Here is a 24,225-nt window from a genome sequence, read left to right as displayed (position 1 = left end):
ATGACCGCGGAGGTGGACGACGATGACGGCATCTTGCCGGCCACTTGCGGGCCGTAGCGGTAGACATGTCGCGCATCACGCGAGCATCGACCACCCGGGCGCCCGCCCACCCGCGCTTCGTTTTCTTCTCCGGATTGCGCATCGGCAGCACCTGCTTGCCGCGCGCAGTCGCGCAAGCTCCCACGACGTTGCCGGCCATCTGGCCGCCAACGGCCGCTTTCCGCTCTATCGCGAGTAACACCATGACCTCAGACACCACCGCCAGCCTGTTCGCCTTGCCATTGATCGCCATCCTGCGTGGCATCACGCCGGAAGAAACGCTGGACCATGTCGGCGCACTGATCGACGCCGGCTTCGATGCGATCGAGATCCCGCTCAATTCGCCGCGTTGGCAACAGAGCATTGCCCTCGCCCAGCAGACCTATGGCGAGCGCGCCTGGATCGGTGCCGGCACCGTGCTGCGTAATGAAGACGTCGACACCCTGGCCGACATCGGTGCGCGCTTCATCGTCACCCCCAACACGCGCCCCAGCCTGATCCGCCATGCGGTGTCGCGCGGGCTGACCGTGGTGGCCGGCTTCGCCACCGCCAGCGAGGCGTTCGACGCCATCGATGCCGGCGCAACGATCCTGAAGCTGTTCCCGGCCGCGACTTATGGCGCTGCGCATGTGCGCGCGCTGCGCTCGGTGCTGCCCACCCACATCCCGGTCTACGTGGTCGGCGGCGTCAGCCCGCAGACCCTGGCTGGCTTCATCGCCCAGGGCGCCGCCGGCGCCGGCATCGGTGGCGAACTGTACAAACCCGCGCAATCACTCGAAACGACCCAGACGCATGCACGCAACTTCGTGCAGGCCTACCAGGAACTGCAAGGATGAAGATCACCCGCCTCACCACCTACCACGCCGCACCGCGCTGGTTGTTCCTCAAGGTCGAGACCGACGAGGGCATCACCGGCTGGGGCGAGCCGGTCATCGAAGGCCGCGCGCGTAGCGTGGAAGCGGCCGTGCACGAACTGGCCGGCTATGTCGTCGGCAAGGACCCGGCGCGCATCAACGACCTGTGGCAGACCATGTACCGCGCCGGGTTCTACCGCGGCGGCGCCATCCTGATGAGCGCCATCGCCGGTATCGACCAGGCGCTGTGGGACATCAAGGGCAAGGCGCTGGGCGTGCCGGTGTACGAGCTGCTGGGCGGGCTGGTGCGCGATCGCATGAAGACCTACCGCTGGGTCGGCGGCGACCGCCCCGGCGCCATCATCCAGCAGATCACCGACTACCGCGCGCTGGGCTTTGACACCTTCAAGTTCAACGGCACCGAGGAAATGAAGCTGATCGACAGCGCGCGCGCCGTCGATGCCGCCGTGGTCAAGGTCGCCGAAATCCGCGAAGCCTTCGGCAACACCATCGACTTCGGCATCGACTTCCACGGCCGCGTCGGCGCGCCGATGGCCAAGGCGTTGCTGCGCGAGCTCGAACCGTTCAAGCCGCTGTTCGTCGAAGAACCGGTGCTGGCCGAACAGGCCGAGTACTACCCGCGCCTGGCCGCCAGCACCTCGATCCCGCTGGCTGCCGGCGAGCGCATGTTTTCGCGCTTCGAATTCAAGAACGTGCTGTGCGCCGGTGGCATCGGCATGGTGCAGCCGGACCTGTCGCATGCCGGCGGCATCACCGAGTGCGTCAAGATCGCCGCGATGGCCGAAGCCTACGACGTCGGCTTCGCCCCGCACTGCCCGCTCGGCCCGATCGCGCTGGCTGCCTGTCTGCACGTGGACTTCGTGTCGCACAACGCGGTACTGCAGGAACAGAGCATCGGCATCCATTACAACGAAGGCGCCGACCTGCTCGATTACGTCATCAATAAAGACGATTTTCAGTGCGTGGATGGCAGTATCGCCGCACTGCCCAAGCCCGGGCTCGGTGTGGAGATCGACGAAGAGATGCTCAAGCGCGCAAACGAAAATCCGCCTGACTGGCGCAACCCGGTGTGGCGCCACGCCGACGGCAGCATCGCCGAATGGTGAGCATGCCCGAGCACACCGCCGTACTGGCGATCGACAGCCGCTGCACGCATGGCGAAGGCGTGTTGTGGTGCGAACAGCGCGAGGCGTTGTACTGGGTCGACATCAGCGAAAAACGCCTGTGGCGGCATCATCCGGCCAGCGCGCAGACACGCTACTGGACGCTGCCCGATCGCCCCGGCTGCCTCGGCCTAATGGACGATGGCCGCCTGCTGATCGCACTGGCCAAGGCCATCGGCATCGCCGACCCGGACAGCACCGAAGACGACGTGTTGCCCTTCGAAAAACTGGCCGATATCGAGGCCGACAACCCGCTGACGCGCAGCAACGATGGCCGCGCCGATCGGCACGGCAATCTGGTGTTCGGCACCATGGACGAACACGACAACAAGGCCGCGCGCGGCGCGATGTATCAGTTCTCGCTGGCACATGGCTTGCGCGCGTTGCCACTGCCGGGCGTATCGATCCCCAACTCGATCTGCTTCAGCCTCGACGGCCGCACACTGTATTACTGCGACTCGGTGCGCCCGCAGATCCTGTGCTGCGATTACGACCCGGAGACCGCGCAAACCAGCAACACGCGCGTGTTCACCACCCTGGACCGCGACGACGCCGAGCCGGACGGCTCGATCATCGACAGCAAAGGCCATCTGTGGAATGCGCAATGGCGCGCCTCGCGCGTGGTGCGCTATCGTCCCGACGGCAGTGTCGAGCGCATCGTGCACCTGCCGGTCAAACACCCCACCTGCAGCGCCTTCGGTGGCGCGGCGCTGGATCGCCTGCACGTGATCTCCTCGCGCCTGGACCATAGCGCCGAAGAACTCGCACGCATGCCCGAAGCCGGCGGCCTGTTCGTCTGCGACGTCGCCATCGCCGGTCTGCCCGAAAGCCGGGTGGCCAGCGCATGATCGCGGTCGATTGGGGTACCAGCAGCCTGCGCGCCTACCTGGTCGACGCCACCGGCGCCGTGCTCGATCAACGCCGTGCCAGCGACGGCATCCTCGCCTGCCAAGGCCGCTTTGGCGACGTCCTGCGCACATTGATCGATGGCTGGGACGGCCCGGTCGTGCTGTCGGGCATGATCGGCAGCCGCAACGGCTGGGTCGAACAGGCCTACCTGCCCTGCCCGGCCGACACCGCCGCACTAGCTGCCGCCATGCGCCGCTACGACGATCTGCTGCCCGGCCGCACGCTGTGGTTCGTCCCCGGCGTCAGCACCGGCGCGCAGCATGGCGTGCCGGATGTCATGCGCGGCGAAGAAACCCAACTGGTCGGCCTGATCGCCGCACTTGGCGACGGCGACCACATCGCCTGCCTGCCCGGCACGCACAGCAAATGGGCGACGATCGCCAACGGCCAGCTGACCGACTTCGCCACCGTGATGACCGGCGAGCTGTACGCGGTACTGCGCCAGCACAGCATCCTCGGCAAGCTGATGCCCGACGACCATGCCGATCTCGATGAGGCCGCATTCCTGTCAGGCGTGGATCGCAGCGCCGAACCCGGCGGCCTCAGCCACCACCTGTTCGGCACCCGCACGCTGGGTCTGTTCGACCGCCTCAGCGCACAGGCCCTGCCCTCGTACCTCTCGGGCCTGCTGATCGGCCACGAGCTCCGCGAGCATCGTGGTAGCCACGCCACTGTGCATCTGGTCGGCAGCCCCGCCCTGGCGCAGCGTTACGCCCTGGCGTTGACGCACCTGGGCGTCGCCACCCAACAACACCCGGAAGACCTGGCCGCCACCGGCCTGTTCGCGCTGGCCCGGCAACACGGCCTGACCTCAGTTCCCTGAGGGGGAGACAGGATGCAAAGCCCCTCTCTCCCCGTGGGGCGAGAAGGCACGGCTTGCGCGCCAGCGGCGCTCGCGCCTTGGAGCGCCCGCGACGCAAGCGCGGGCCGGGACGCGGAGCGGAGGTTGGGGTGAGAGTACGGCGGAAGACAGCCAACCCACCCAGCGAGATCCAGGCATCACGACACCCGCAGACCACGACCACTCCATCATCTGCGCGGCAAACAATCTGCACCCCACCTCACACCCACCACCCGACTGCTTTAGAATTACCAGGCTAAACGCCGGATTCCGCCATGCCTTTTGTTGTCACCGAAAACTGCATCAAGTGCAAATACACCGACTGCGTCGAGGTCTGCCCGGTGGATTGCTTCCACGTCGGCCCGAATTTCCTGGTCATCGACCCGGACGAGTGCATCGACTGCACCCTGTGCGAGCCCGAGTGCCCGGCTAATGCGATCTATCCGGAAGATGACGTGCCCGCAGGCCAGGAAGGCTTCGTCGCGCTCAACGCCGAACTGGCCAAGGCCTGGCCAGTGCTGACCGTGCGCCAGGAGCCCCTGCCCGATGCGGCAGACTGGGACGGCAAGCCGAACAAGCTACCGCTGCTGCAGCGCTAAGGCGCTCTCCCGGCGCGCGACAGCATCGCTGCCCGCTAGCCACACCGCAACAACGCAAAACGGGCGCCCTGAGCGCCCGTTTTGCTGTCCGGCAATGGCCAAACCACTCAGCCGCCGAGCTTGCCCTTCAGCGCGCTGATCACCGCCACCGGTGCGGCAGCCGTGGCCGGCATGCCGCGCGGATCCACTGCCGACACATAGCTGCCCGCCTCGACCTTGACCACGCGCACCAGGAAGCTGGAACCCTCGTAGCTCACGTCGTAGGAGCCCAGCATCTGCGCCTTGCTGGCGACGGTCAGGCCGGGAATCTCGGCCAGCGCCGTGCCGACCTTGGCAAACACTTCATCGCGCTCGCCCGGCACGGTGAAACCGCTGTTGGCGCTCGCAGAAGGCGGAGTGTTGGTCTGCTGGGTGGTCGATGCCAGGGTCGGCACCTTCATCGCACCGGAGGTGTCGGGCAGGTTCAGATCCGGCGGCACTTCCAGCGGACGGGCTTCCGGGGCCAACGCATAGTCGCCGCGCGCGCCCTTGTGAAACCAGCTGCAACCACTCGTGGCGGCGACGGTGGCGGTCGCCAGCAACGCGAGCGACAGCACGCGGACGGGGGAAACGGAATGACGCATCGATAGATCTCCTGGGTCAGGCCGCGAGCATTTCGCGGCTGGAAAGTGCTTCCAACGCAACAGCGTCGGCGGCAAGGCGGTCGGCGGCAGGCTGGTGCGCCGCAGAAAGTGGCAGCAGCGGCAAGCGCAGGCCGTGCCCGATCCCGGCGCGCTGCAGCAGCGCCTTGACCGGGATGGGATTGGATTCGATCCCGCAGAAGCTATGGTATTCGCTCAGGCGCGCATCCCATGCGAGGGCGGCATCGCGCTGGCCATCGCGGGCCAGATCGCACAAGCGCCGGTACGCCGACGGCAATGCGTTGGACGCCACCGAGATCAGCCCCTGGGCGCCGGACAGCATCGATTGCGCGGCACTGCCGTCATCGCCACTGAGCACCACGAAGGAGTCGCTGCGCAACGCCACCAGCGCGGCGACGCGCTCGGGCTCGCTACGCGCTTCCTTGATGCCGACGATGTTGGGGTGATCGACCAGCTCGGCCACCGTCTCCGGCAGCAGATCGCAGCCGGTGCGGCCGGGCACGTTGTACAACACCACCGGCAACCCGCCGCTGTCGGCCACGGCCACAAAATGCGCTTTCAACCCTGCCTGGGTCGGGCGCACGTACGGCGGCGTCACCACCAGCGCGTATTGCGCGCCCAGCGCGGCGGCGCGGCGCGTCTGCGCAATGGTTTTTGCGGTGCCGGACAGCCCGGTACCGGCCAGCACCGGCACCCGGCCGGCGACCTGGGCCACCGCGGCGCGCAGCAATGTGTCGTATTCGTCGTCGCTCAGCGCGGCGGCTTCGCCGGTGGAGCCGGCAACCACGATTCCCTGGATGCCACCGTGCAGCTGCTGCTCCAGCAGCCGCCGCCAGGCATCCAGGTCGAGTGCGCCGTCCGGCCCGAAGGGGGTCGCCAGCGCGGTGATGATGCCGGAAAGGGACAAGATTCTGCTGCTCTTACGTGACAAGGGGAGGCCCGCGCGCACGCGGGTTGCGACCGCCTGCATGTTACTTGCGGCGCGAAACCACGGGCAAGTATGCTGGTCACCGCCAGGGCGCCTGTCCGGGCGGCCATTCAGCCTGATGCAATGCCGGAAGCCCCTTTGACTGACTCTACACCCCGGCCTTCGCCGACCGAAAATCACCTCCTGATCAACGCCTACACGACGCATCCGGAGTCCCCCTGTTGCCTGTCACCCGCCGCATCGCCGACAGCGGCTGCAATCTCGTGGACGCTCGCCTGGCCACGGTGGGGCGCGATGTCTCGGTCACCGCACTGGCCACCGGCTCCTGGGATTCGGTCGCCAAGCTCGAAGCGATGCTGACCCGGCTGGAACGCGAGGAAGGCCTCAAGCTGGTCTGGTACCGCACCGGCCCCAAGCAGACCCAGTCCAACCTGTTGCCGTACATCGTCGAAGTGATCGCCGCCGACAAGCCGGGCATCCTGTTCCAGCTGGCCGATTTCTTCGACCGCCAGGGCATCACCATCGAAAACCTGCAGAGCACCCGCTACCGCGCCATGCAGACCGGTGCGGAGATGTTCTCGGCGCAGGTGACCATCGGGGTACCGGCCAACATGCACATCGCCGCGTTGCGCGATGATTTCCTGGAATTCTGTGATCACCTCAATCTCGACGCGATCATGGACCCGATGAAGTTCTAAGGCAGACGCACCGATGGCCATCGCCAAATCCGCGCTGAAACAGATGTTCGATCACATCCGCTCCGAGACCGACTGGAATCTCGACGGCCCGTTGCGCTGGGAATACTTCTTCGCCGACCCGGCGCAGCAGCCGCTGCAACAACTTTCCGAGCAGCTGACCCAGGACGGCTATCGCGTCATCGACATCTTTCTCGGCGAACGCGACGAAGACGACGGCAACGATGAGGAGTCGTATTTCCTGCATGTGGACAAGCGCGAACACCACACCATTGAATCGCTGAATCAGCGCAATGCAGAGTTCGATGCACTCGCCAAACGTTTCCATGTAGCTGCTTATGATGGGATGGACGTCGGGCCGGCCTGATCGGCCGCCGACCGCCTCTCCCCTTCAGGCTGAGCAACGATGACCGACGCTGTACTGGAACTGCCCGCTACCACCCTCGACCTGCCGCTGGCGCTGTCCGGCGGCACCCAGACCACCCTGCGCGGCTATGCCGGCACGTGGGTGGTGCTGTACTTCTACCCGAAAGACAGCACGCCCGGCTGCACCACCGAAGGCCTGGACTTCAATGCCTTGCTGCCGGACTTCAAGAAAGCCGGCGCTGCCATCCTGGGTGTCTCGCGCGACTCGGTGAAGTCGCACGACAACTTCTGCGCCAAGCAAGGCTTCAACTTTCCCTTGATCAGCGATGGCGACGAAGCCTTGTGCCGCGCTTTCGACGTGATCAAGGAAAAGAACATGTACGGCAAGCAGGTGCTCGGCATCGAGCGCAGCACCTTTCTGCTGTCGCCCGAGGGGCGCATCGTGCAGGCCTGGCGCAAGGTCAAGGTTGCCGGCCATGCCGAGGCCGTGCTGGCTGCCGTGAAGGCGCACGCCAAACAGTGACGCCCCTCGTTTCCCCTGTCCTCCATCACCCTGCACACGCAGGCGTGATGGCTCGCCCCTGCTCCATCACTTGGAAGACCCAATGACCCGAGGCAAGCGCATCTACGTGCTGGACACCAACGTGCTGATGCACGATCCCACCTCGCTGTTCAAGTTCGAAGAACACGATGTGTTCCTTCCGATGCAGGTGATCGAAGAACTCGACAACGCCAAGAAGGGCACCTCCGAAGTCAGCCGCAACGCGCGCCAGGTCAGCCGCTTCCTGGACGAACTGCTGGAAAACACCAACGCCGAGCAGATTCAGGCCGGCATTCTGCTCAGTCATCCGCAGGGCATCCAGCTCAAGGGCCAGGCCGCGATTGGCCGGCTGTATTTCCAGATTCACCCGATCGACCCGGGCCGCACCTTCGGCGCGATGCTGCCGGACAACAAGATCCTGGCCTCGGTGCTGGCGCTGCGCGAAGAAAACCCGGATGTGCCGGTCATCCTGGTGTCCAAGGACATCAACCTGCGCATCAAGGCCTACATCAGCGGCCTGGTGGCAGAGGACTACCAGAACGACCGCGCGTTGGACGATTTCAGCCTGCTGTTCACCGGCGCCATCGAGTTGCCGGAAGACTTCTGGCAGAAGCACAACGAGGACCTGCGCAGCTGGAACGAGCGCGGCCGCACCCATTACGAGATCGTGCTGGCCGACGACGAAGACTGGTACCCGAACCAGTACCTGTATCTGCCGGGCGAAGACGACGTCGAACTGCGTGTGGCTAAGGTCGGCGGCGGCAAGGCCACGCTGTGCCTGGTGGATGATTTCCGCCACACCCAGCACGCGGTCTGGGGCATCGCCGCGCGCAACCGCGAGCAGAACTTTGCGCTCAACGCGCTGATGGACCCGGAGATCGATTTCGTCACGTTGCTCGGCACCGCCGGCACCGGCAAGACCTTGCTCGCGCTGGCCGCGGGCCTGGCGCAGACGATGGATCAGCAGCGCTACCGCGAGATCATCATGACCCGCGCCACCGTCAGCGTGGGCGAAGACATCGGCTTTCTGCCCGGCACCGAAGAAGAAAAGATGACGCCGTGGATGGGCGCACTCACCGACAACCTGGAAGTGCTCACCCACAACCAGGACGGCGGCTCATGGGGCCGTGCAGCCACCAACGACTTGCTTGCCAGCCGCATCAAGATCCGCTCGATGAACTTCATGCGCGGCCGCACCTTCCTGTCGCGGTATCTGATTCTGGACGAAGCGCAGAACCTCACGCCGAAGCAGATGAAGACGCTGATCACCCGCGCCGGCCCCGGCACCAAGATCGTCTGTCTGGGCAACGTCGAGCAGATCGATACGCCCTACCTCACCGAGACGACGTCCGGCCTGACCTACGCGGTGGATCGCTTCAAGGCCTGGCCACACAGCGCGCATATCACGCTGCGCCGTGGCGAACGTTCGCGTCTGGCCGACTTCGCCTCGGAGGTGCTGTGATGCGAACGCTTCGCAGCGCTACTGCCCTTGCAGTGCTCGCGCTGGCCGGCTGTGCGACCACGCAAGCGCCCTCTACCGTACCGACCAATCTCAAAAGCGGACAGTCGTGGATCATCACCCGCCAGAGCGTCGCCGAGCAGGTGCTGGACACCTGCTCGCGCGACAGTCCGGCGCGTCATCCAGGCCAGATCACCGGCTATTGGGAACCGAGCCATCAACAGATCGAGCAGCTCGAATCCCGGCAGGATGCGTTGACGCCAAGCATCGCCGAGCCGCGCGAGTTCGACCGGCAATATGTGGGCGTGGTGATCGAGGGCCAGCAACTGATCTACATCAACGCCTTCAAGCTGCCCAACGACCCGCCAGTGAAACCGGCCAGGGAAGCGATCAAGGTTTGCGACGGCGGTAGCGCCTTCTGGGGGGCGCTGTACGACCCGCAGACCGGCGCGTTCTCGCAGATCGCGGTCAACGGCACGCCGTAACACCGCCCACACGTCAGCATCGCTGCACCATCCCTGCACAGCCGCCAGCCGGCAGTGCAGAATCGGCGCATGACCACGCCCAGCACCCTGTCCGCATTGACCATCGCCGGCTCAGACTCCGGCGGTGGTGCCGGCATCCAGGCCGATCTCAAAACCTTCGCCGCGCATCGCGTGCATGGCTTGTCGGCGATTGCCGCATTGACCGCACAGCACACGCGTGCCGTCACCGCGGTGCACATCCCGCCGATCGCATTTCTGCGCGCACAAGTGGATGCCTGCTTCGCCGATTTCCAGATCCAGGCCGTCAAACTCGGCATGTTGGCCAATGCCGACGTCATCCACTGCGTGGCCGATCTGCTCGAAGCCCATCGCCCACCCTTCATCGTGCTGGACCCGGTCATGGTCGCCACCAGCGGCGCGCGCCTGCTCGAGGACGCGGCACTGGATGCGCTGCGCACGCGCCTGTTGCCGCTGGCAACCTTGATCACGCCCAATACGCCGGAAGCCGAGCTGCTGACCGGCCGCCGCATCGACACGGCCGACGCCGCCGAACACGCGACCGCCGCGCTGCTGGAGCTGGGCGCGAACGCGGTGTTGCTCAAGGGCGGCCACCTGCATGAGGGCGCGCGCGTGATCGATCGCTTCGATGACGGCGTCACCCAGGACGTGTTCATGCATCCGCGTATCGATGTCGATGCGCACGGCACCGGCTGCAGTCTGTCGGCAGCGATTACCGCGCAATTGTGCCAGGGCCTGTCGCTGCTCAATGCCTGCGAAGCAGCGATTGATTACGTGGCGCGCGCCATCCGCCTGGGGCAGCGCCCAGGGCACAGCGAGGTGCTGGTGCTCGACCACTTCGGCGCCGCCCCAGCGGTATGAGCGTGCATAGCGAAGGCGTGCACAGCGACATGCTGCCCGCCAGCGCAGCCGATGGACATCGCTGGCAGGTGATTCGCAGTGCACCAGCGCAACCGATCGCCAGCTTGCTGTGGCTGCCGGCATTGGGCGTGGCAGCGCGGCATTACCAAGCGTTTGCCGATGCATTGGCCGCTACCGGGATCGCTGTCTACCTGCACGAATGGCGCGGCAATGGCAGCAGCACGCTGCGCCCATCGCGCCAACACGATTGGGGCTATCGCGCCTTGCTTGCCGACGACCTCCCGGCCAGCCAGGCGCTGATGGATCGGCATGACCCGCAGTACCCGCGCATCGTCGGCGGGCACAGCCTGGGCGGGCAGCTGGCCTGCTGTCATGCCGCGTTGCAGGCGTCGCGAGTTCCTTCGCAACGCGACTCACCGCTGACGCAGCTGTGGCTGGTTGCCAGCGGCTCGCCATACTGGCGCAACTTTCCGCGCCCGATGCGCTACGGGCTACCGCTGGCGTATCGCGCCCTGCCCTGGCTTGCGCGCGTACAAGGCGTGCTGCACGGGCGATCGCTCGGCTTCGGCGGCACCGAGGCACGCAGCCTGATCGCCGACTGGGCACAGGTCGGCCGCAGCAATCGCTATCGCGCTGCAGGCAGCGGCTGGGATCTGGAGCGCGCACTGGGCGCGCTGACGATACCGATCAAGGCGCTGACCTTCGACCACGATCACTTCGGCCCGGCTGCGGCGTTGCATGCACTGCTGCAGAAGATGCCGCAGGCGCATGCCGAGGTGCAGCAGTTGGACGATGCGCAACTGGGCGTGCGCAGCGATCACTTTGCATGGATGAAGGCACCCGCAGCCGTCGCGGCTGCGCTGCAACGCACGCGTGCCGATGCGGCCGGCGACAATCGAATTTCACAAAGGGATTGACGAGTACGTCGGGCATCCGCATAATTCCGCTCCTGACGAGGCGCCCGTAGCTCAGTTGGATAGAGTACCTGGCTACGAACCAGGCGGTCGGGAGTTCGAATCTCTCCGGGCGCACCATCTTCAGGAACAAAAAAAGACAGCACTGAACCGCTGTTTTTTTAGTTAAAACGTCCGACTGCACTGCATCGGATGGCAAGTCAAACAAGATATGCGCCCGTAGCTCAGTTGGATAGAGTACCTGGCTACGAACCAGGCGGTCGGGAGTTCGAATCTCTCCGGGCGCACCAATCTTGAAGAAAACGACCAGCTTGCTGGTCTTTTTTTTGCCTGTCGTTTTTGTCCTGCATCGCTCGCGAATGCGGCTTGTGCAGCGTATCGATACGAATGCGCTGCGATGCGCGTTAAAGCGCCCATCAAGACGTAGCGCGCGTTGCCGGATGGGTATGGAAGGCGCGCTCAGAACCACACTGTAAGCGACGCGGCAGCGAGCACCGGCCGCGCCCGCCAGGCAGGCAGGCAGGCAGGCAACTGCACAGTCGTTTGGTTAGCTGTTCTTATCGAACAGGACGCAGACCGCTCACGCGGTGGCGCCCACAGCATCCGACTGGCCGACCACCACCACCGGCAATAACGAGGTCACCGGATGCCCGGCATCGCGCCACGCATCCAGCCCGCCCAGCAACGGACGCACATCGCGATAACCACGCTCGCGCATCCGACCTGCCAGCCACGCCGCAGACACTTCATCGGGACACGCGCAATAAATCACCACGCTGCGATCGCGCGGCACGCTGGCCAGAATCTGCGCAAGCTGGCGTTCGTCGGCAAACACCGCGCCAGGAATCGTGTACGGCTGCAGGTCGCGGTATCCCGGCGCACGGATATCCAGCACCGTCGGCCGCAGGCTCTCGTCACCGTCCAGCAGCGGCACCAGCTCGTCCACTGCAATACGCGCCTGCTCCAGCGAGCGCAGCAGCGTGTGACGCCGCCACCAGCGCCACCCGACGTAGCAGGCCAGCAGCGCGGCCAACACCACCACCGCACCGGAACCGAGTTCGGACAAAAACACGAGCACGTCCTGCACCTGATGGGTGAACACCGCCCCAAGACCCAGCCCGACCAGCGCCCACAGCGAGGCTCCGAACGCGTCGTAACGCAGGAACGCGCCCGGCCGCACCCGCATCGCACCAGCCATCGGGACCGACACCATCGACAGGCCCGGCACGAACTTGGCCACCGCCAGCACGCGCACACCCCAGCGCGAGAAAAAACGCTCGGTCTGCTTCATGCAGGTATCGCGCGACAGCGACAGCCGGCACAGCGACTGCAAGGTGCGATTGCCAAAACGACGACCTGCCAGATACCACACCAGGTCGCCAAGCAGACTCGCCAGCACCGACACGCCCCACGCGGCAAGACCCGCCAGCCACGCCTCGCTACCACCGCGCAGCGCGTAACCGGCGCCGACCAACACCAGCGTCGGCAGCGCTGGCACCGGCAGCCCGAGCGACAACGCCAGCACGTTGGCAAACACCAGCGCCAATCCGTACTGTTCGATCAAGCCTTGCATGCGACGACCCTGCGCGACGGCGAACGGTCATTATCCGCTCTTGATCACGTTTGCGACTGCCCGGCGGCAGCGAAACGATACGTTTCGGCAAGCGCTTGCAACCATCGCTCGAACAGACCGTCGGCCCGCAACGCGCGCCGCCACCAGCCAAGCGCCTCACCCTCTTCGCCCGGCCGCCACGCCAGGAAGAAGGTCTCGTCGGCCTTGTGCGTTTCCACCGGCACCTGGCGCAAACGGCCCTCCAGCAGCGCGCCCTGCGCATACGGCTCAGGCAGAAACCCGTAGCCTGCTCCGGCCAATTGCAGCAGCAACTTGGTGTGCATGTCCGGCACGGTCAGCACATCGCGGCCGGACAACAGGCCGACCGTGCGCGGCAGCAGACGCCGCGCCGAATCCGCCACGGCAATCGCGCGATGGTCGGCCAGCTCGGTCGCACCGAGCAGCTGCGCGCCGGCCAGCGGATGCGTCGCGGCCACTGCGAACACAAAGCGCACGCTGCCGATCTGTTCGGCGACATAACCGCCGCCGCTTGGCCCCTCGCCCGCCGCCACAATCAGATCCACGCGCCGGTCCAGTAGCGCCTCCCAGCTGCCGGACAGCGACTCGCTGAGCACACGCAGCCGGGTGCTGTCGGCCACGGCGTAGAAGTCCAGGATCTGCGCCTGCAGCAGCGCAGCCGGCAACATCGCATCCAGCCCGATCGCAAAATCCGACTCCCAGCCAGAGGCGACGCGCCGCACGCGCACCTCCAACTCCTGCGCGGCACGCAGCAGGTTGCGTCCTTCACGCAGCAGTTCGCGCCCGGCCTGGGTCGGCGTTGCCTTCGGCCCCACCCGCTCGAACAGCTGAACCCCCAGATCGTCTTCCAGCTTGGAAACCGTGTACGAGATCGTCGAGGGCACCTTGAACAACACCTTGGCCGCCGCAGTGAAGGAGCCGCGGCGGTCGATCGCATCCAGGATCTGTAGCGCTTCCAGGCTGATTTTCATTGTTCGAATTTTTCGATGGTAGCAGCCAAATCTACTCGCTTTTTCTCTGGCCGACAGAGGCGGAGACTACGCATCAAGCCGCAGGGACACCGATTCACCCCCGGCGCCAATTCGAATCTTTCAAGGAGAAGCAACATGTTGAATGTCCGCAAGAGCGAAACCCGTGGCCGTGCCGAGCATGGCTGGCTGTCTTCGCGCCACACCTTCTCCTTCGCCAGCTACCACGACCCGCGCCACATGGGCATCGGCCCGCTGCGGGTAATCAACGAAGACAAGGTGACCCCGGGCGAAGGCTTCGGCACCCACGCCCACCGCGACATGGAGATCATTTCCTACGTCCTGGACGGCGCGCTGGAACACAAGGACAGCATGGGCACCGGTTCGGTGCTGCACTACGGCGATGTGCAGCGCATGAGCGCCGGCAGCGGCGTGACCCATAGCGAGTTCAATCATTCGTCCAGCGAGCCGGTGCACTTCCTGCAGATCTGGGTAATGCCCGAGCGCAACGGTATCGAGCCTAGCTACGAAGAAAAGCATTTCGATGCCGACAGCAAGCGCAACCAGCTGCGTCTGATCGCCTCGCCGGCCGGTGACGACGGCTCGCTGCGCCTGCACCAGGACGCACGGCTGTATGCATCGATCCTCGATGGCGACGTGCGCCTGCAGCAGCCGCTGGCTGAAGGCCGCATCGGCTACGTGCAAGTGGCCCGCGGCAGCCTGAGCGTCAATGGACAGGCGTTGTCGGCTGGCGATGCGGTGCAGGTCATCGGCGAGCCGGAGATCGTGCTGGCCGATGCACGCGACGCCGAAGTACTGGTGTTCGATCTGCCGAAGTAAGCCGCTCACGGCCCTTGCAGCGCATGCGACCTGCATGTGCTGCAAGCGGCGCTGCCCCCAACGCACAAGGCCCGCGCTAGCGGGCTTTGTGCTGCGCGCGAAAATCTGGGCGTGACGCTGTGCGTGTGGTTGGTGCGCTTGCCCTACCTTGCTGCGACAACGCCTGGCTTACACGCACCGCGACACGACACGACATGACGTCCGTCTTCAGCGCCAAAGACGAAGGCTTCGACACCCGGCCACCGCGGTCGCAGTCTCAGCGATTGGCCGTTATGCGGCCTGCGATTTGAACGGCGCGTCGGGCTGCGCAGCTCCGTCGGCATCGCCGTTGACGAGTGCGAACAACGCGTCCGCATCGGCTTCCAGCACGCGTGCCGACCGCGCCAGGTCATCGACCATTTGCGCCTGGTCGCGCGCCTGCACGCCGATGGAGTGCAGCGCCGTGTTCGCAGTCGAAATATCCAGCGCCTGCTCGTGACTGGCGGCGGCGATCTGCTCCACCGTCGCGGTGACACGCAGTACCGAGGCCACTACGTCCTGCATCACGACGCCGGCCTGTTCGGCCAGGCGCGAGCCATCGCCGACCTGGTTGGTCGCATTGTCGATCAGGGAACGAATCTCCCTGGCCGACACGCCGCAGCGCTGCGCCAGGCTGCGCACCTCGGTGGCGACCACCGCAAACCCGCGTCCCTGCTCGCCGGCGCGCGCCGCTTCCACCGCCGCGTTGAGTGCCAGAATGTTGGTCTGAAACGCGATGCCGTCGATCACTTCGATGATCTGACCGATGCGGTCGGTTGCCGATCGAATGCCGGCGGTGGTCTTGACCACGTCCGCGATGACGTCCGCACCGCGCCGCGCCACCGCAGCCGAGTCCTCGGCCATGCGTCGGGCCGAGCCGGCGTTTTCGGAATTGGTGCGCACGGTGGCAGCCAGTTGATCGATCGTACTCGAGGTCTGCGCCACGGCGCTGGACTGCGTGGACACCCGGCTGACCAGCTCCTGGTTGCTGGCAGAAATATGATGCGACTCACGCTGCACGTTCTGCGCGATGCTCATGGTCTGCCGCATCAGGTCGCGCATGCGCTCGGCAGAGCGCACTTGATCGGTCACGTCGGTGGCGTACTTGACCACCTTGTACGGGCGCCCGGAGACATCCAGGATCGGGTTGTAGGACGCCTGGATCCACACCGTGCCGCCATCCTTGCGCAACCGCCGATACCGCCCAGCGTCGAACTGGCCGCGCGCAAGCTTTGCCCAGAAATGCCGGTATTCGTCGGAGGCGCGGTAGGCCGCATCGACGAACACTCCGTGATGCTGGCCAATAGCCTCGTTCGACGAGTAACCAAGAATCGCCAGGAAGTTATCGTTGGCACTCAGCACTCGGCCGTGCAGATCGAACTCGATCACGCCCATCACCTTGTCGATGGCCTGTATGCGCCCATCCGCATCGGCCGAATCGATGACCTGACGGGTGACGTCGGTGGCGTACTTGACCACCTTGTAGGGGCGCCCGAGTTCGTCGAGAACCGGGTTGTAGGACGCCTGGATCCACACCTCTCTACCATCCTTGCCGATGCGCTTGTAGCGACCGGCATCGAATGCACCGCGCCCAAGCGAATCCCAGAACGCGCGATAGGACGCCGATTGACGCGTCTGCGCCTCCACGAACATGCCGTGGTGCTTGCCGCGGATCTCATCGAGCCGATAGCCCATGACCTGCAGGAAGTTCTGGTTGGCATCGAGCACCGTGCCATCCAGCGAAAATTCGATCACCGCCATCACCTTGTCGATCGCATCGATGCGCCCTTCGAAATCGGCGGTCTGACGGACCTGCTCGGTGATGTCGGTGGCGTACTTCACCACGCGGTAGGCCTTGCCCGCACGATCCAGCAGCGGGTTGTAGGAGGCATTGATCCAGACCTCGCGACCGTGTTTATCCAGCCGGCAAAAGCGCCCGGCATTGAAGTCGCCACGCCGTAACGCATCCCAGAACTGGCGATAGCTCTCGCTGTCGCGATCACTCGTCGTCACGAACATGCGGTGATGCTGGCCAACCACCTCGTCACGCCGATATCCCATGAGCGTGAGGAAGTTCTGATTGGCATCCAGAATGCGGCCGTCCAGATCGAATTCGATCACCGCCATCACCCTATCCACTGCATTGGCCTTGTGCTGCAGCCCACGGCTCCAGGAAGAGAACAGGCGTCCAAGCAACGGTAGGCGCATCACGTCGAAATCCGAGATATGGGTCACGTCTTTAGCGACACGCACGCGCCGTACTTGACCCCCTTCGCTTGCCACAGAGTCGAGTGGTTCAGATGTCAGACGGTCTCTCTCTGATCGTCCTCTTCATGCCCCGGCATTCCCGAAGTCGAGGCCCTGTTCCTGGGTGTGCAGGGAAGACCAGACCCTTCTTCTCCGATCCGCAAGACAAGGGCGGATGCAGTGCGTTGGCCGCAAAGGTGCGCGCAGCGCCCGCGTAAAGTCGAGGCCTTGTTTCCTGGCGTGCAAGGACGACCAGACTTTCTTCTCCGATCTGTAACACAGTGGCTGATGCAGTACGTTGGCCGCCAAGGCGCGCGCAGCGCCAGCGTATCGGCGATCGCTCGCGATGGACCCTCCTCCGTCTTGCATCGTTGGAAAAAAGCACCCGTAAACGCCGCTCACACCGGCGGATGCGACCGGCTCTCCGGACCGCTGGCTTCTGCATTTTCGAGCGACCGACGACTTACCCGTTGCATAGCGACTCCGTCGACATCGCAACACGCCCCATTGCATCTATCGCCTTGCAGAGATCACTGCCGACATCACTGGCGGCGTCACCGACGCGGCAATATGCTCAGGATCATCGGCAGAACGAGGCTCAGATAAAGATCGGCCATGTCCTCTCGCAGCATCGTCGTGCATCGGCGAGGCACGCGCACTGGAACACGCGTGCGGCAAAAAAGTTGCCGCTTTGAACAAGGAACCGGCAACTAGCAGGAAGATGGGGACGCTGGGCAAAACACGCCAGCAAGAAGGCAAGCCCAGCAGCTTGGGTAAGGCCTGAGCGACTCGCCGCGGAACGAGTGATCCTGGGATGTCGCTCGAACGCGGTGGTCTTCCATACTGAACATCAAGCCGTTGCGCGTAATGACGATTGCCAGGAGTTTGGATCGAAAACACGCGAACGAATTGTTCAGAGCTTCCTTAGGTCTTAGGCCTTAGTTCTGCAGTTAGCGCAGTAGGTGGTCTGCGAAGTTGAACGCAGGAGATTGACCCTACTGTTTGCTGTCTGCATTTTGCATGGCGGGAAATAGCGGCAAGCGGCAAGCGGCAAGCGGCAAGCGGCAAGCGAAGATGGTTTCACAGCTCGCACCTCAGCGCCCTCAACAATGAGCGATGTAAAGATCCCCGGCGGCGGCCACGAAGAACGCAGCGATCGAGGAACAACGGCACGGGAAGGCATGAGCGCCGAGCAGCTACCCGAGCAAGAGCGAGCGTACGGCTCGCAATCCATCAAAGGCAGTGGCAGTGGCGATGGAATTTGACGTCACAGCTGGCGATCACCGCTGACTACACCCATCAACCCAAATAAAAACGCCCGCAAATCAAGGATTTGCGGGCGTCTAGAACACTGGCGGAGCGAGAGGGATTCGAACCCTCGATAGAGCTTTTGACCCTATACTCCCTTAGCAGGGGAGCCCCTTCAGCCGCTCGGGCATCGCTCCAGTTTTTGCGTCCTGCCGCGATGTCCGTGGCAGGCCGCGAAGAATACCGGGTAACAGGGGTTAACGTAAACCCTTTATTACGGGCAATTCGAAGAATCGTCGCCGTGATGTGCGCCAGAGGCCACCGGCTCGTCCCCACGTTGGATGCGCTGATAAATCTCTTCGCGATGCACAGCCACATCTTTCGGTGCGGTAATGCCAATACGCACCTGATTACCCTTGACGCCGAGCACGGTAACAGTGACCGAGTCGCCGATCATCAAGGTTTCGCCTACCCGGCGAGTGAGGATCAACATTTTGCAAATCTCCTGGAACCGGTGGATTTCCCACCAGCATCGACGGCCTCGTGAGTGAGACGCGCCCTAGGTAAAGGGAATAGACCAGAAATGGTAGCGGGACATCCTGCTAGCCAGCAAGGCATAGCAGGACAAGTGTTCAGCCCAAGTGTTGCTTGACCCAGGAGGGCACACCGTCGAGTGCGGTCGCAAGGGCGGGCCCGTCCTCGCCACCACCCTGGGCGAGATCCGGACGGCCACCGCCCTTGCCTCCGATCTGACTGGCGATATGGCCGAGGAGTTCCCCCGCCTTCACCTTGCCAGTTGGGCTGCCATTCACGCCGGCGACAAGCGCAACCTTGCCCGCCGATGCACCGGCCAGCACGATCACCGAATCGCCGAGTTGCTGCTTCAAGCGGTCCATCGCCTCGCGTAGCGCCTTTGCATCGAATCCTTCCAGACGTACGGCAACCACCTTGACCCCATCCACGTCGACAGCACTGGCGCCAAGATCTGCGGTCGCGCCGGAGGCCAGCTTGGCCTTCAGCGATTCCAGCTCGCGCTCAAGACGCTTCTGACGCTCGGTCAGTGCGCGCACCTTGTCGACCACCTCGGTGGTGTTGCCGCCAAGCAGGCTTGCCGCCTCGAACAGCCGGCGTTCTTCATCGGCAACGTAATCCAGCGCGCCCTGCCCGGTCACCGCCTCGATACGACGCACGCCCGACGACACGCCGCCTTCGGAGGTGATCTTGAACAGACCGATGTCGCCGGTGCGGCTGACATGGGTACCGCCACACAGCTCGGTGGAATAACCACCCATCTTCAGCACGCGCACGTGCTCGCCATATTTCTCGCCGAACAAGGCCATCGCGCCGAAATCCAGCGCTTCCTGCATGGCCATGTTGTGCACTTCGACACTGTGGTTGGTGCGTACCTCGGCATTGACCTTGCGCTCGACCACTGCCAGTTCTTCCGCAGTGATGGGCTGGAAATGCGAGAAGTCGAAACGCAAGCGGTCGGGCGCCACAAGCGAGCCCTTCTGCTGCACATGCGTGCCCAGCACTTCGCGCAATGCGGCATGCAGCAAGTGCGTGGCCGAGTGGTTGAGGATGGTCTTGCCACGGCGCTGCACGTCGATGCCGCCTGCCAGCACATCCCCCAGCGCCAGCGCGCCTTCGGTGATGCGTCCGACATGCCCATGGAACTGGCCGGCGAACTTGTGAGTGTCTGCGACGTCGATGGAAACATCGGCCGTGCTCAACTGCCCGCTATCGCCGACCTGACCGCCGGATTCGGCGTAGAACGGCGTGCGATCGGTGAACACGATGACCTCATCGCCGGCTTCGGCACGCTCCACCGGGCGGCCCTGCTTGAGCAGCGCGACAACCTTCAGCGCGTCGGCGTCATACGCCTCGTAGCCCAGAAATACGGTCGGCGACATGGTCGCAACCACATCGGCCGGCAATGCGACGCCGCCGCCGAACTTGCCTGCCGCACGCGCGGTCTCGCGCTGACGCTCCATGGCGAAATCGAAGCCCTCCATGTCCACGCGCATACCGCGCTCGCGTGCGATGTCGGCGGTCAGATCGACCGGAAACCCATAGGTGTCGTACAGACGGAATGCGTCTGCACCGGGAATCACGTCCTGCGAGCGCGACGCGACGTCGTCGAAGATCTTCATGCCGGCGTCCAGCGTCTCGGCAAAACGCTCCTCTTCCGCCAACAGAGCGCGCGCCACTGTTTCCTGCGCCACCACCAGTTCCGGATAGGCCTCGCCCATCAGTTCGACCAGGGTGGGCACCATCTTGCTGAAGAACGGCTGGCGCACGCCCAGCATCCAGCCATGCCGCAGCGCTCGCCGAATGATCCGGCGCAGCACATAGCCACGGCCTTCATTGGAAGGCAGCACGCCATCGACGATCAGGAACGAACAGGCGCGAATGTGATCGGCGATCACCCGCAGCGACTTGTTTTCCAGATCGGCGATGCCGGTCAGCGCACTGGCCTTGCCGATCAAGGCCTGGAACAGATCGATCTCGTAGTTGGTGTGGACGTGCTGCAGGATCGCCGCCAGACGCTCCAACCCCATGCCGGTATCCACGCACGGCGCCGGCAGCGGCACCAGGGTGCCGTCGGGCTGACGGTCGAACTGCATGAAGACCAGATTCCAGATCTCGATGAAGCGATCGCCATCTTCGTCCGGCGAACCGGGAGGACCGCCAGCGATGTGATCGCCATGGTCGAAGAAGATTTCGGTACACGGGCCGCACGGGCCGGTGTCGGCCATCTGCCAGAAATTATCGGACGCGTATGGCGCACCCTTGTTGTCGCCGATACGCACGATGCGGCTTTCGGGAATGCCGATCATGTCGCGCCACAAGGCGACGGCTTCTTCGTCGGTGTGGTAGACGGTCACCAGCAGACGGTCGGCCGGCAGCTTCCAGACCTGGGTCAGCAGCTCCCATGCCCAGGCGATGGCATCTTTCTTGAAGTAGTCGCCGAACGACCAGTTGCCCAGCATTTCGAAGAAGGTGTGGTGGCGTGCGGTGTAGCCCACCGAGTCCAGGTCGTTGTGCTTGCCGCCGGCACGCAGGCAGCGCTGCACGTCCGCAGCACGCACGTAACTGCGCTTTTCCGCGCCAAGGAAGACGTCCTTGAACTGGACCATGCCGGAATTGGTGAACAGCAAGGTTGGGTCGTTGCCCGGCACCAGCGGCGCGGACGGCACGATGGTGTGACCCTTCCCCTCGAAAAACGCGAGGAAGTCACTACGAATCTGGGAAGTGCTGAATTTGGCAGGTGCGTTCATGAGCTGGCATTGGGCGGGCGGCAGTCCCGGTCACCCAATGAGATGTGGGCGCAGATGAGGGGAACAACCTGAAACCACAAAGGGTAGCAGGCCTGACGCCCTCAGTCCTCAAGGTCGAAGCGCGTGGCGCTACGAATACTGTTGCCGTCGAAACCGCGCCGGGCCAGCAGATCGGCGGCCTTGCGTCGCTGCGGCAGATCTACCGGGCCTTGCTCGCCGAACCGGCGCCGGATCAGATCGCGTGCGTTCTCGGTCCAGTCACCTTCAAACGTCGCCATGGCGGCACTGATTGCCTCGCTATCCAGGCCATGGGTTCCGAGTTCGGCACGAATATGCAGGGGGCCGTAGCCGGAGCCGGCACGATTGCGCACCACCGCAGCAGCAAACCGGGTGTCGTCCTGCCAGCCCTCGCCAGCCAGCCGCTCCACCGCCGCCTGTGCGGCATCTGGCTCGATACCGCGCGCCAGCAGCTTGCGGTTTAATTCTTTGCGCGAGTGCTCGCGCCGCACCAGCAGACCAAGTGCGCGCTGGACCGGCGTCTGCTCTTTGAACCGACGTCCCCGCTTTGGTGCGGGCTCTTGCTCGTCCATCGTGACGTGTCCCCGATCGCTGAATCAATGCGCCTTCCATGGCGCCTGCCCTCCTGGCCTTCGATAGATCTACCGCGAGAAGCAACGGCACTGACTCCGCCGTCCTCGCGATAGAAAAACTCCGCCTTACCGGTCGCTCAGCAGTGAGCTGTTGCCAGGCGCTTGAGTCCGTCATGTCCTGCGGGAACATGACGGGCTGTGCGCCATGCCGCCCACTCGGACCGCAATCGCTTGCTGCCGGTAGCGCTTATTCCTTCTCGGCGTCGTCGCCCGCTTCGCGCGGCGCTTCCGCGGGCTGGAACTTCTCACGCAGCTCGGCTTCGAGCTTGGCCGCCACCTGTGGGTTGTCGCGCAGGTAGCCGCGTGCATTGTCCTTACCCTGACCGATGCGCTCGTCGCCATAGCTGTACCAGGCGCCCGCCTTGTCCACCAGCTTGGCTTCCACGCCCATGTCGATCAGTTCGCCCTCGCGGCTGATGCCTTCGCCGTAAAGGATTTCGGTCACGACCTGCTTGAACGGAGGCGCCAACTTGTTCTTGACCACCTTGATCTTGGTCTGGTTGCCGATGATCTCGTCGCCTTTCTTGATCGCGCCGATACGACGGATATCCAGACGCACCGAGGCGTAGAACTTGAGCGCGTTACCGCCGGTGGTCACTTCCGGGCTCTGACCCGGCATCATGACGCCGATCTTGTGGCGCAACTGGTTGATGAAGACCACCAGGGTGTTGGAACGCTTGATGTTGCCAGTCAGCTTGCGCAGCGCTTGGCTCATCAGACGTGCCTGCAGACCTGGCAGCTGGTCGCCCATCTCGCCTTCGATTTCCGCCTTCGGCGTCAGTGCAGCCACCGAGTCGATCACCACGATATCGACCGAGCTCGAGCGCACCAGCATGTCGGCGATTTCCAGCGCCTGCTCACCGGTGTCCGGCTGCGATAGCAGCAGATCGTCGACATTGACGCCCAGCTTGGCCGCGTAGATCGGGTCGAGCGCATGCTCGGCGTCGATGAAGGCAGCGGTGCCACCCAATTTCTGGCACTGCGCAATGGCCTGCAGGGTCAAGGTGGTCTTGCCCGAGGATTCCGGTCCGTAGATTTCCACGACGCGGCCCTTCGGCAGGCCGCCGATCCCCAGTGCGATGTCCAACATCAGCGAACCGGTCGGAATGATTTCGACCGCCTCGATCACGCGATCGCCCATGCGCATCACGGAGCCCTTGCCGAATTGCTTTTCGATCTGGCTCAGTGCGGCGGAAAGGGCGCGCTTCTTGTTCTCATCCATCTGGGTGATCCTTGTCAGTGATTTCGGTGTGGAGCAAATGTAACGGCGGTGTATCGCACGGGCTGAGACTGGTGGCGACACACTCAGCGTAATGTTGCGAATCCTGTGCGGGCAGCGGCGAATCCTGCAATGCCGGCTGGGGAAAACGCCAGCACAGACATCGGTGCAGCCCTCAGCGATTGGGTCTCAGCAGCCCGCAGTACAGGCCTTCGATGGCGAAATCCTGATCTGGCAACACTTCGATCGGGGCGTAGTCCGGGTTGCGCGGCAGCAGCCGGATCCGGTCCTTGCCGATCTTGAGCAACTTGACGGTGATTTCTTCATCGATCCGGGCCACGACGATCTGCCCCGAGCGCGCGTCGCGGGTGCGGTGGACACCGATCAGGTCGCCGTTGAAGATGCCTTCGTCGCGCATCGAATCGCCCTGCACCTTGAGCAGATAGTCCGGCGACGGCGAGAAGAACACCCGGTCGAGCACGACGAAGTCGTCGGACCCGATATCGGCGCCGATCGGCAGGCCCGCTGCGACGCGCCCTAGCACCGGCAGGCGCAGCACGTCGTCGCGCAGTGGCTCGGCGACCGGCGGCGTCCGCGAGTGCGCGCCCTGCCCGGCCAACCGGATGCCGCGTGCCTGCCCCGGCACGCGACGGATCGCGCCAGCCTGTTCCAATGCCTCCAGGTGATACTGCGCGGCGCGCACGCCCTTGAAGCCGAAGGCACGGGCGATCTCGGTCTGCGAAGGCGGGACGCCGTCGGCATCGATGCGTTCGGCGATCAAGGCCAGGATTGCTTGCTGGGTATCGGTCAGGTCCATGGTTAGTAGTAT

The 24,225-nt window shown here is 64.3% G+C and carries 22 protein-coding genes, 3 tRNA genes and 1 pseudogene; 15 read left to right on the top strand and 11 right to left on the bottom strand.

Going from position 1 to position 24,225, the window contains the following annotated elements:
* Positions 1-242: 242 nt before the first annotated feature.
* The 5 genes from ACZZ0O_RS15365 (at position 243) to fdxA (ending at position 4,426) form a co-directional block, all read left to right on the top strand.
* Complete coding sequence (locus tag ACZZ0O_RS15365) at positions 243-875, top strand: 2-dehydro-3-deoxy-6-phosphogalactonate aldolase (protein ID WP_055844207.1); 633 nt, start codon at positions 243-245, stop codon at positions 873-875.
* Positions 872-2,020 carry a galactonate dehydratase gene (gene dgoD, locus ACZZ0O_RS15360; protein WP_055844210.1) on the top strand — a complete coding sequence of 383 codons (1,149 nt, stop codon included), beginning with the start codon at positions 872-874 and terminating at the stop codon, positions 2,018-2,020. The genes ACZZ0O_RS15365 and dgoD overlap by 4 nt, the downstream gene beginning before the upstream one ends.
* On the top strand, positions 2,014-2,925 hold the full coding sequence (locus ACZZ0O_RS15355) for an SMP-30/gluconolactonase/LRE family protein (RefSeq protein WP_463591186.1): 912 nt from the start codon (positions 2,014-2,016) through the stop codon (positions 2,923-2,925). Before dgoD ends, ACZZ0O_RS15355 begins: the two co-directional genes overlap by 7 nt.
* Complete coding sequence (locus tag ACZZ0O_RS15350; RefSeq protein WP_463591185.1) at positions 2,922-3,809, top strand: 2-dehydro-3-deoxygalactonokinase; 888 nt, start codon at positions 2,922-2,924, stop codon at positions 3,807-3,809. Before ACZZ0O_RS15355 ends, ACZZ0O_RS15350 begins: the two co-directional genes overlap by 4 nt.
* Positions 3,810-4,102: 293 nt before the next feature.
* Positions 4,103-4,426 (top strand): ferredoxin FdxA, encoded by a 324-nt coding sequence (fdxA, locus tag ACZZ0O_RS15345; protein ID WP_005994928.1) that lies wholly within the window; start codon positions 4,103-4,105, stop codon positions 4,424-4,426.
* Positions 4,427-4,533: 107 nt separating this feature from the next.
* On the opposite strand, the gene ACZZ0O_RS15340 is transcribed toward fdxA, so the two are convergent.
* Together ACZZ0O_RS15340 and dapA are read right to left on the bottom strand one after the other, a co-directional pair.
* A complete protein-coding gene (locus ACZZ0O_RS15340; protein WP_055844218.1) occupies positions 4,534-5,049 on the bottom strand; it encodes a hypothetical protein in 516 nt (171 codons plus the stop codon).
* A gap of 16 nt (positions 5,050-5,065) precedes the next feature.
* Entirely contained in the window at positions 5,066-5,974 is a 909-nt protein-coding gene (gene dapA / locus ACZZ0O_RS15335; RefSeq protein ID WP_463591184.1) for a 4-hydroxy-tetrahydrodipicolinate synthase, read from the bottom strand.
* Between the two features lie 93 nt (positions 5,975-6,067).
* Here dapA and ACZZ0O_RS15330 point away from each other — a divergent pair.
* The 9 genes and pseudogenes from ACZZ0O_RS15330 to ACZZ0O_RS15290 all read left to right on the top strand — a co-directional run bounded on the left by ACZZ0O_RS15330 (position 6,068) and on the right by ACZZ0O_RS15290 (position 11,624).
* Positions 6,068-6,693: pseudogene (locus tag ACZZ0O_RS15330) on the top strand (glycine cleavage system transcriptional repressor).
* Positions 6,694-6,706: 13 nt separating this feature from the next.
* Entirely contained in the window at positions 6,707-7,057 is a 351-nt protein-coding gene (locus tag ACZZ0O_RS15325) for a ribonuclease E inhibitor RraB (RefSeq protein WP_463591183.1), read from the top strand.
* Positions 7,058-7,096: 39 nt separating this feature from the next.
* On the top strand, positions 7,097-7,579 hold the full coding sequence (locus ACZZ0O_RS15320) for a peroxiredoxin (RefSeq protein WP_115511940.1): 483 nt from the start codon (positions 7,097-7,099) through the stop codon (positions 7,577-7,579).
* An 82-nt stretch (positions 7,580-7,661) separates the two neighbouring features.
* Entirely contained in the window at positions 7,662-9,059 is a 1,398-nt protein-coding gene (locus tag ACZZ0O_RS15315) for a PhoH family protein (RefSeq protein WP_055844239.1), read from the top strand.
* Positions 9,059-9,541 (top strand): hypothetical protein, encoded by a 483-nt coding sequence (locus ACZZ0O_RS15310; protein ID WP_055844240.1) that lies wholly within the window; start codon positions 9,059-9,061, stop codon positions 9,539-9,541. The genes ACZZ0O_RS15315 and ACZZ0O_RS15310 overlap by 1 nt, the downstream gene beginning before the upstream one ends.
* A gap of 69 nt (positions 9,542-9,610) precedes the next feature.
* On the top strand, positions 9,611-10,420 hold the full coding sequence (gene thiD / locus ACZZ0O_RS15305) for a bifunctional hydroxymethylpyrimidine kinase/phosphomethylpyrimidine kinase (RefSeq protein ID WP_463591182.1): 810 nt from the start codon (positions 9,611-9,613) through the stop codon (positions 10,418-10,420).
* Complete coding sequence (locus tag ACZZ0O_RS15300; RefSeq protein ID WP_463591181.1) at positions 10,417-11,337, top strand: alpha/beta hydrolase family protein; 921 nt, start codon at positions 10,417-10,419, stop codon at positions 11,335-11,337. The genes thiD and ACZZ0O_RS15300 overlap by 4 nt, the downstream gene beginning before the upstream one ends.
* 40 nt (positions 11,338-11,377) lie before the next feature.
* Positions 11,378-11,454: transfer RNA gene (locus ACZZ0O_RS15295), tRNA-Arg, on the top strand.
* 93 nt (positions 11,455-11,547) lie between these two features.
* Positions 11,548-11,624, top strand: a tRNA-Arg gene (locus ACZZ0O_RS15290).
* Positions 11,625-11,914: 290 nt separating this feature from the next.
* On the opposite strand, the gene ACZZ0O_RS15285 is transcribed toward ACZZ0O_RS15290, so the two are convergent.
* Both ACZZ0O_RS15285 and ACZZ0O_RS15280 read right to left on the bottom strand, forming a co-directional pair.
* On the bottom strand, positions 11,915-12,907 hold the full coding sequence (locus ACZZ0O_RS15285) for a DedA family protein/thiosulfate sulfurtransferase GlpE (protein ID WP_463591180.1): 993 nt from the start codon (positions 12,905-12,907) through the stop codon (positions 11,915-11,917).
* A 44-nt stretch (positions 12,908-12,951) separates the two neighbouring features.
* Entirely contained in the window at positions 12,952-13,896 is a 945-nt protein-coding gene (locus tag ACZZ0O_RS15280) for a LysR substrate-binding domain-containing protein (protein ID WP_463591179.1), read from the bottom strand.
* Between the two features lie 135 nt (positions 13,897-14,031).
* Between ACZZ0O_RS15280 and ACZZ0O_RS15275 the strand changes: the two genes are divergently transcribed.
* Positions 14,032-14,733: a pirin family protein gene (locus ACZZ0O_RS15275; protein WP_055844255.1), complete on the top strand. Its 702-nt coding sequence runs from the start codon at positions 14,032-14,034 to the stop codon at positions 14,731-14,733.
* Between the two features lie 270 nt (positions 14,734-15,003).
* On the opposite strand, the gene ACZZ0O_RS15270 is transcribed toward ACZZ0O_RS15275, so the two are convergent.
* From ACZZ0O_RS15270 to lexA, 7 genes are all read right to left on the bottom strand, one after another.
* On the bottom strand, positions 15,004-16,935 hold the full coding sequence (locus ACZZ0O_RS15270) for a methyl-accepting chemotaxis protein (RefSeq protein WP_193552883.1): 1,932 nt from the start codon (positions 16,933-16,935) through the stop codon (positions 15,004-15,006).
* 1,415 nt (positions 16,936-18,350) lie between these two features.
* Positions 18,351-18,443 (bottom strand) — tRNA-Ser (locus tag ACZZ0O_RS15265).
* Positions 18,444-18,520: 77 nt separating this feature from the next.
* Positions 18,521-18,739, bottom strand: coding sequence for a carbon storage regulator CsrA (gene csrA / locus ACZZ0O_RS15260; protein WP_115527611.1), 219 nt, complete (start codon positions 18,737-18,739; stop codon positions 18,521-18,523).
* Positions 18,740-18,878: 139 nt separating this feature from the next.
* The gene (gene alaS / locus ACZZ0O_RS15255) at positions 18,879-21,527 is read right to left on the bottom strand and encodes an alanine--tRNA ligase (protein ID WP_463591178.1); all 2,649 of its coding nucleotides are present in this window, start codon (positions 21,525-21,527) and stop codon (positions 18,879-18,881) included.
* A gap of 101 nt (positions 21,528-21,628) precedes the next feature.
* Positions 21,629-22,117 (bottom strand): recombination regulator RecX, encoded by a 489-nt coding sequence (gene recX / locus ACZZ0O_RS15250; protein ID WP_055844260.1) that lies wholly within the window; start codon positions 22,115-22,117, stop codon positions 21,629-21,631.
* A gap of 247 nt (positions 22,118-22,364) precedes the next feature.
* A complete protein-coding gene (recA, locus tag ACZZ0O_RS15245; protein ID WP_115511948.1) occupies positions 22,365-23,399 on the bottom strand; it encodes a recombinase RecA in 1,035 nt (344 codons plus the stop codon).
* Between the two features lie 172 nt (positions 23,400-23,571).
* Positions 23,572-24,213, bottom strand: coding sequence for a transcriptional repressor LexA (gene lexA, locus ACZZ0O_RS15240; RefSeq protein ID WP_055844265.1), 642 nt, complete (start codon positions 24,211-24,213; stop codon positions 23,572-23,574).
* Between the last annotated feature and the right edge of the window lie 12 nt (positions 24,214-24,225).

The organism is Xanthomonas sp. AC360, from assembly GCF_979258225.1.
The sequence above is the reverse complement of the archived record's forward strand: the minus strand, read 5'-3'. Positions and strand labels throughout refer to the sequence as shown.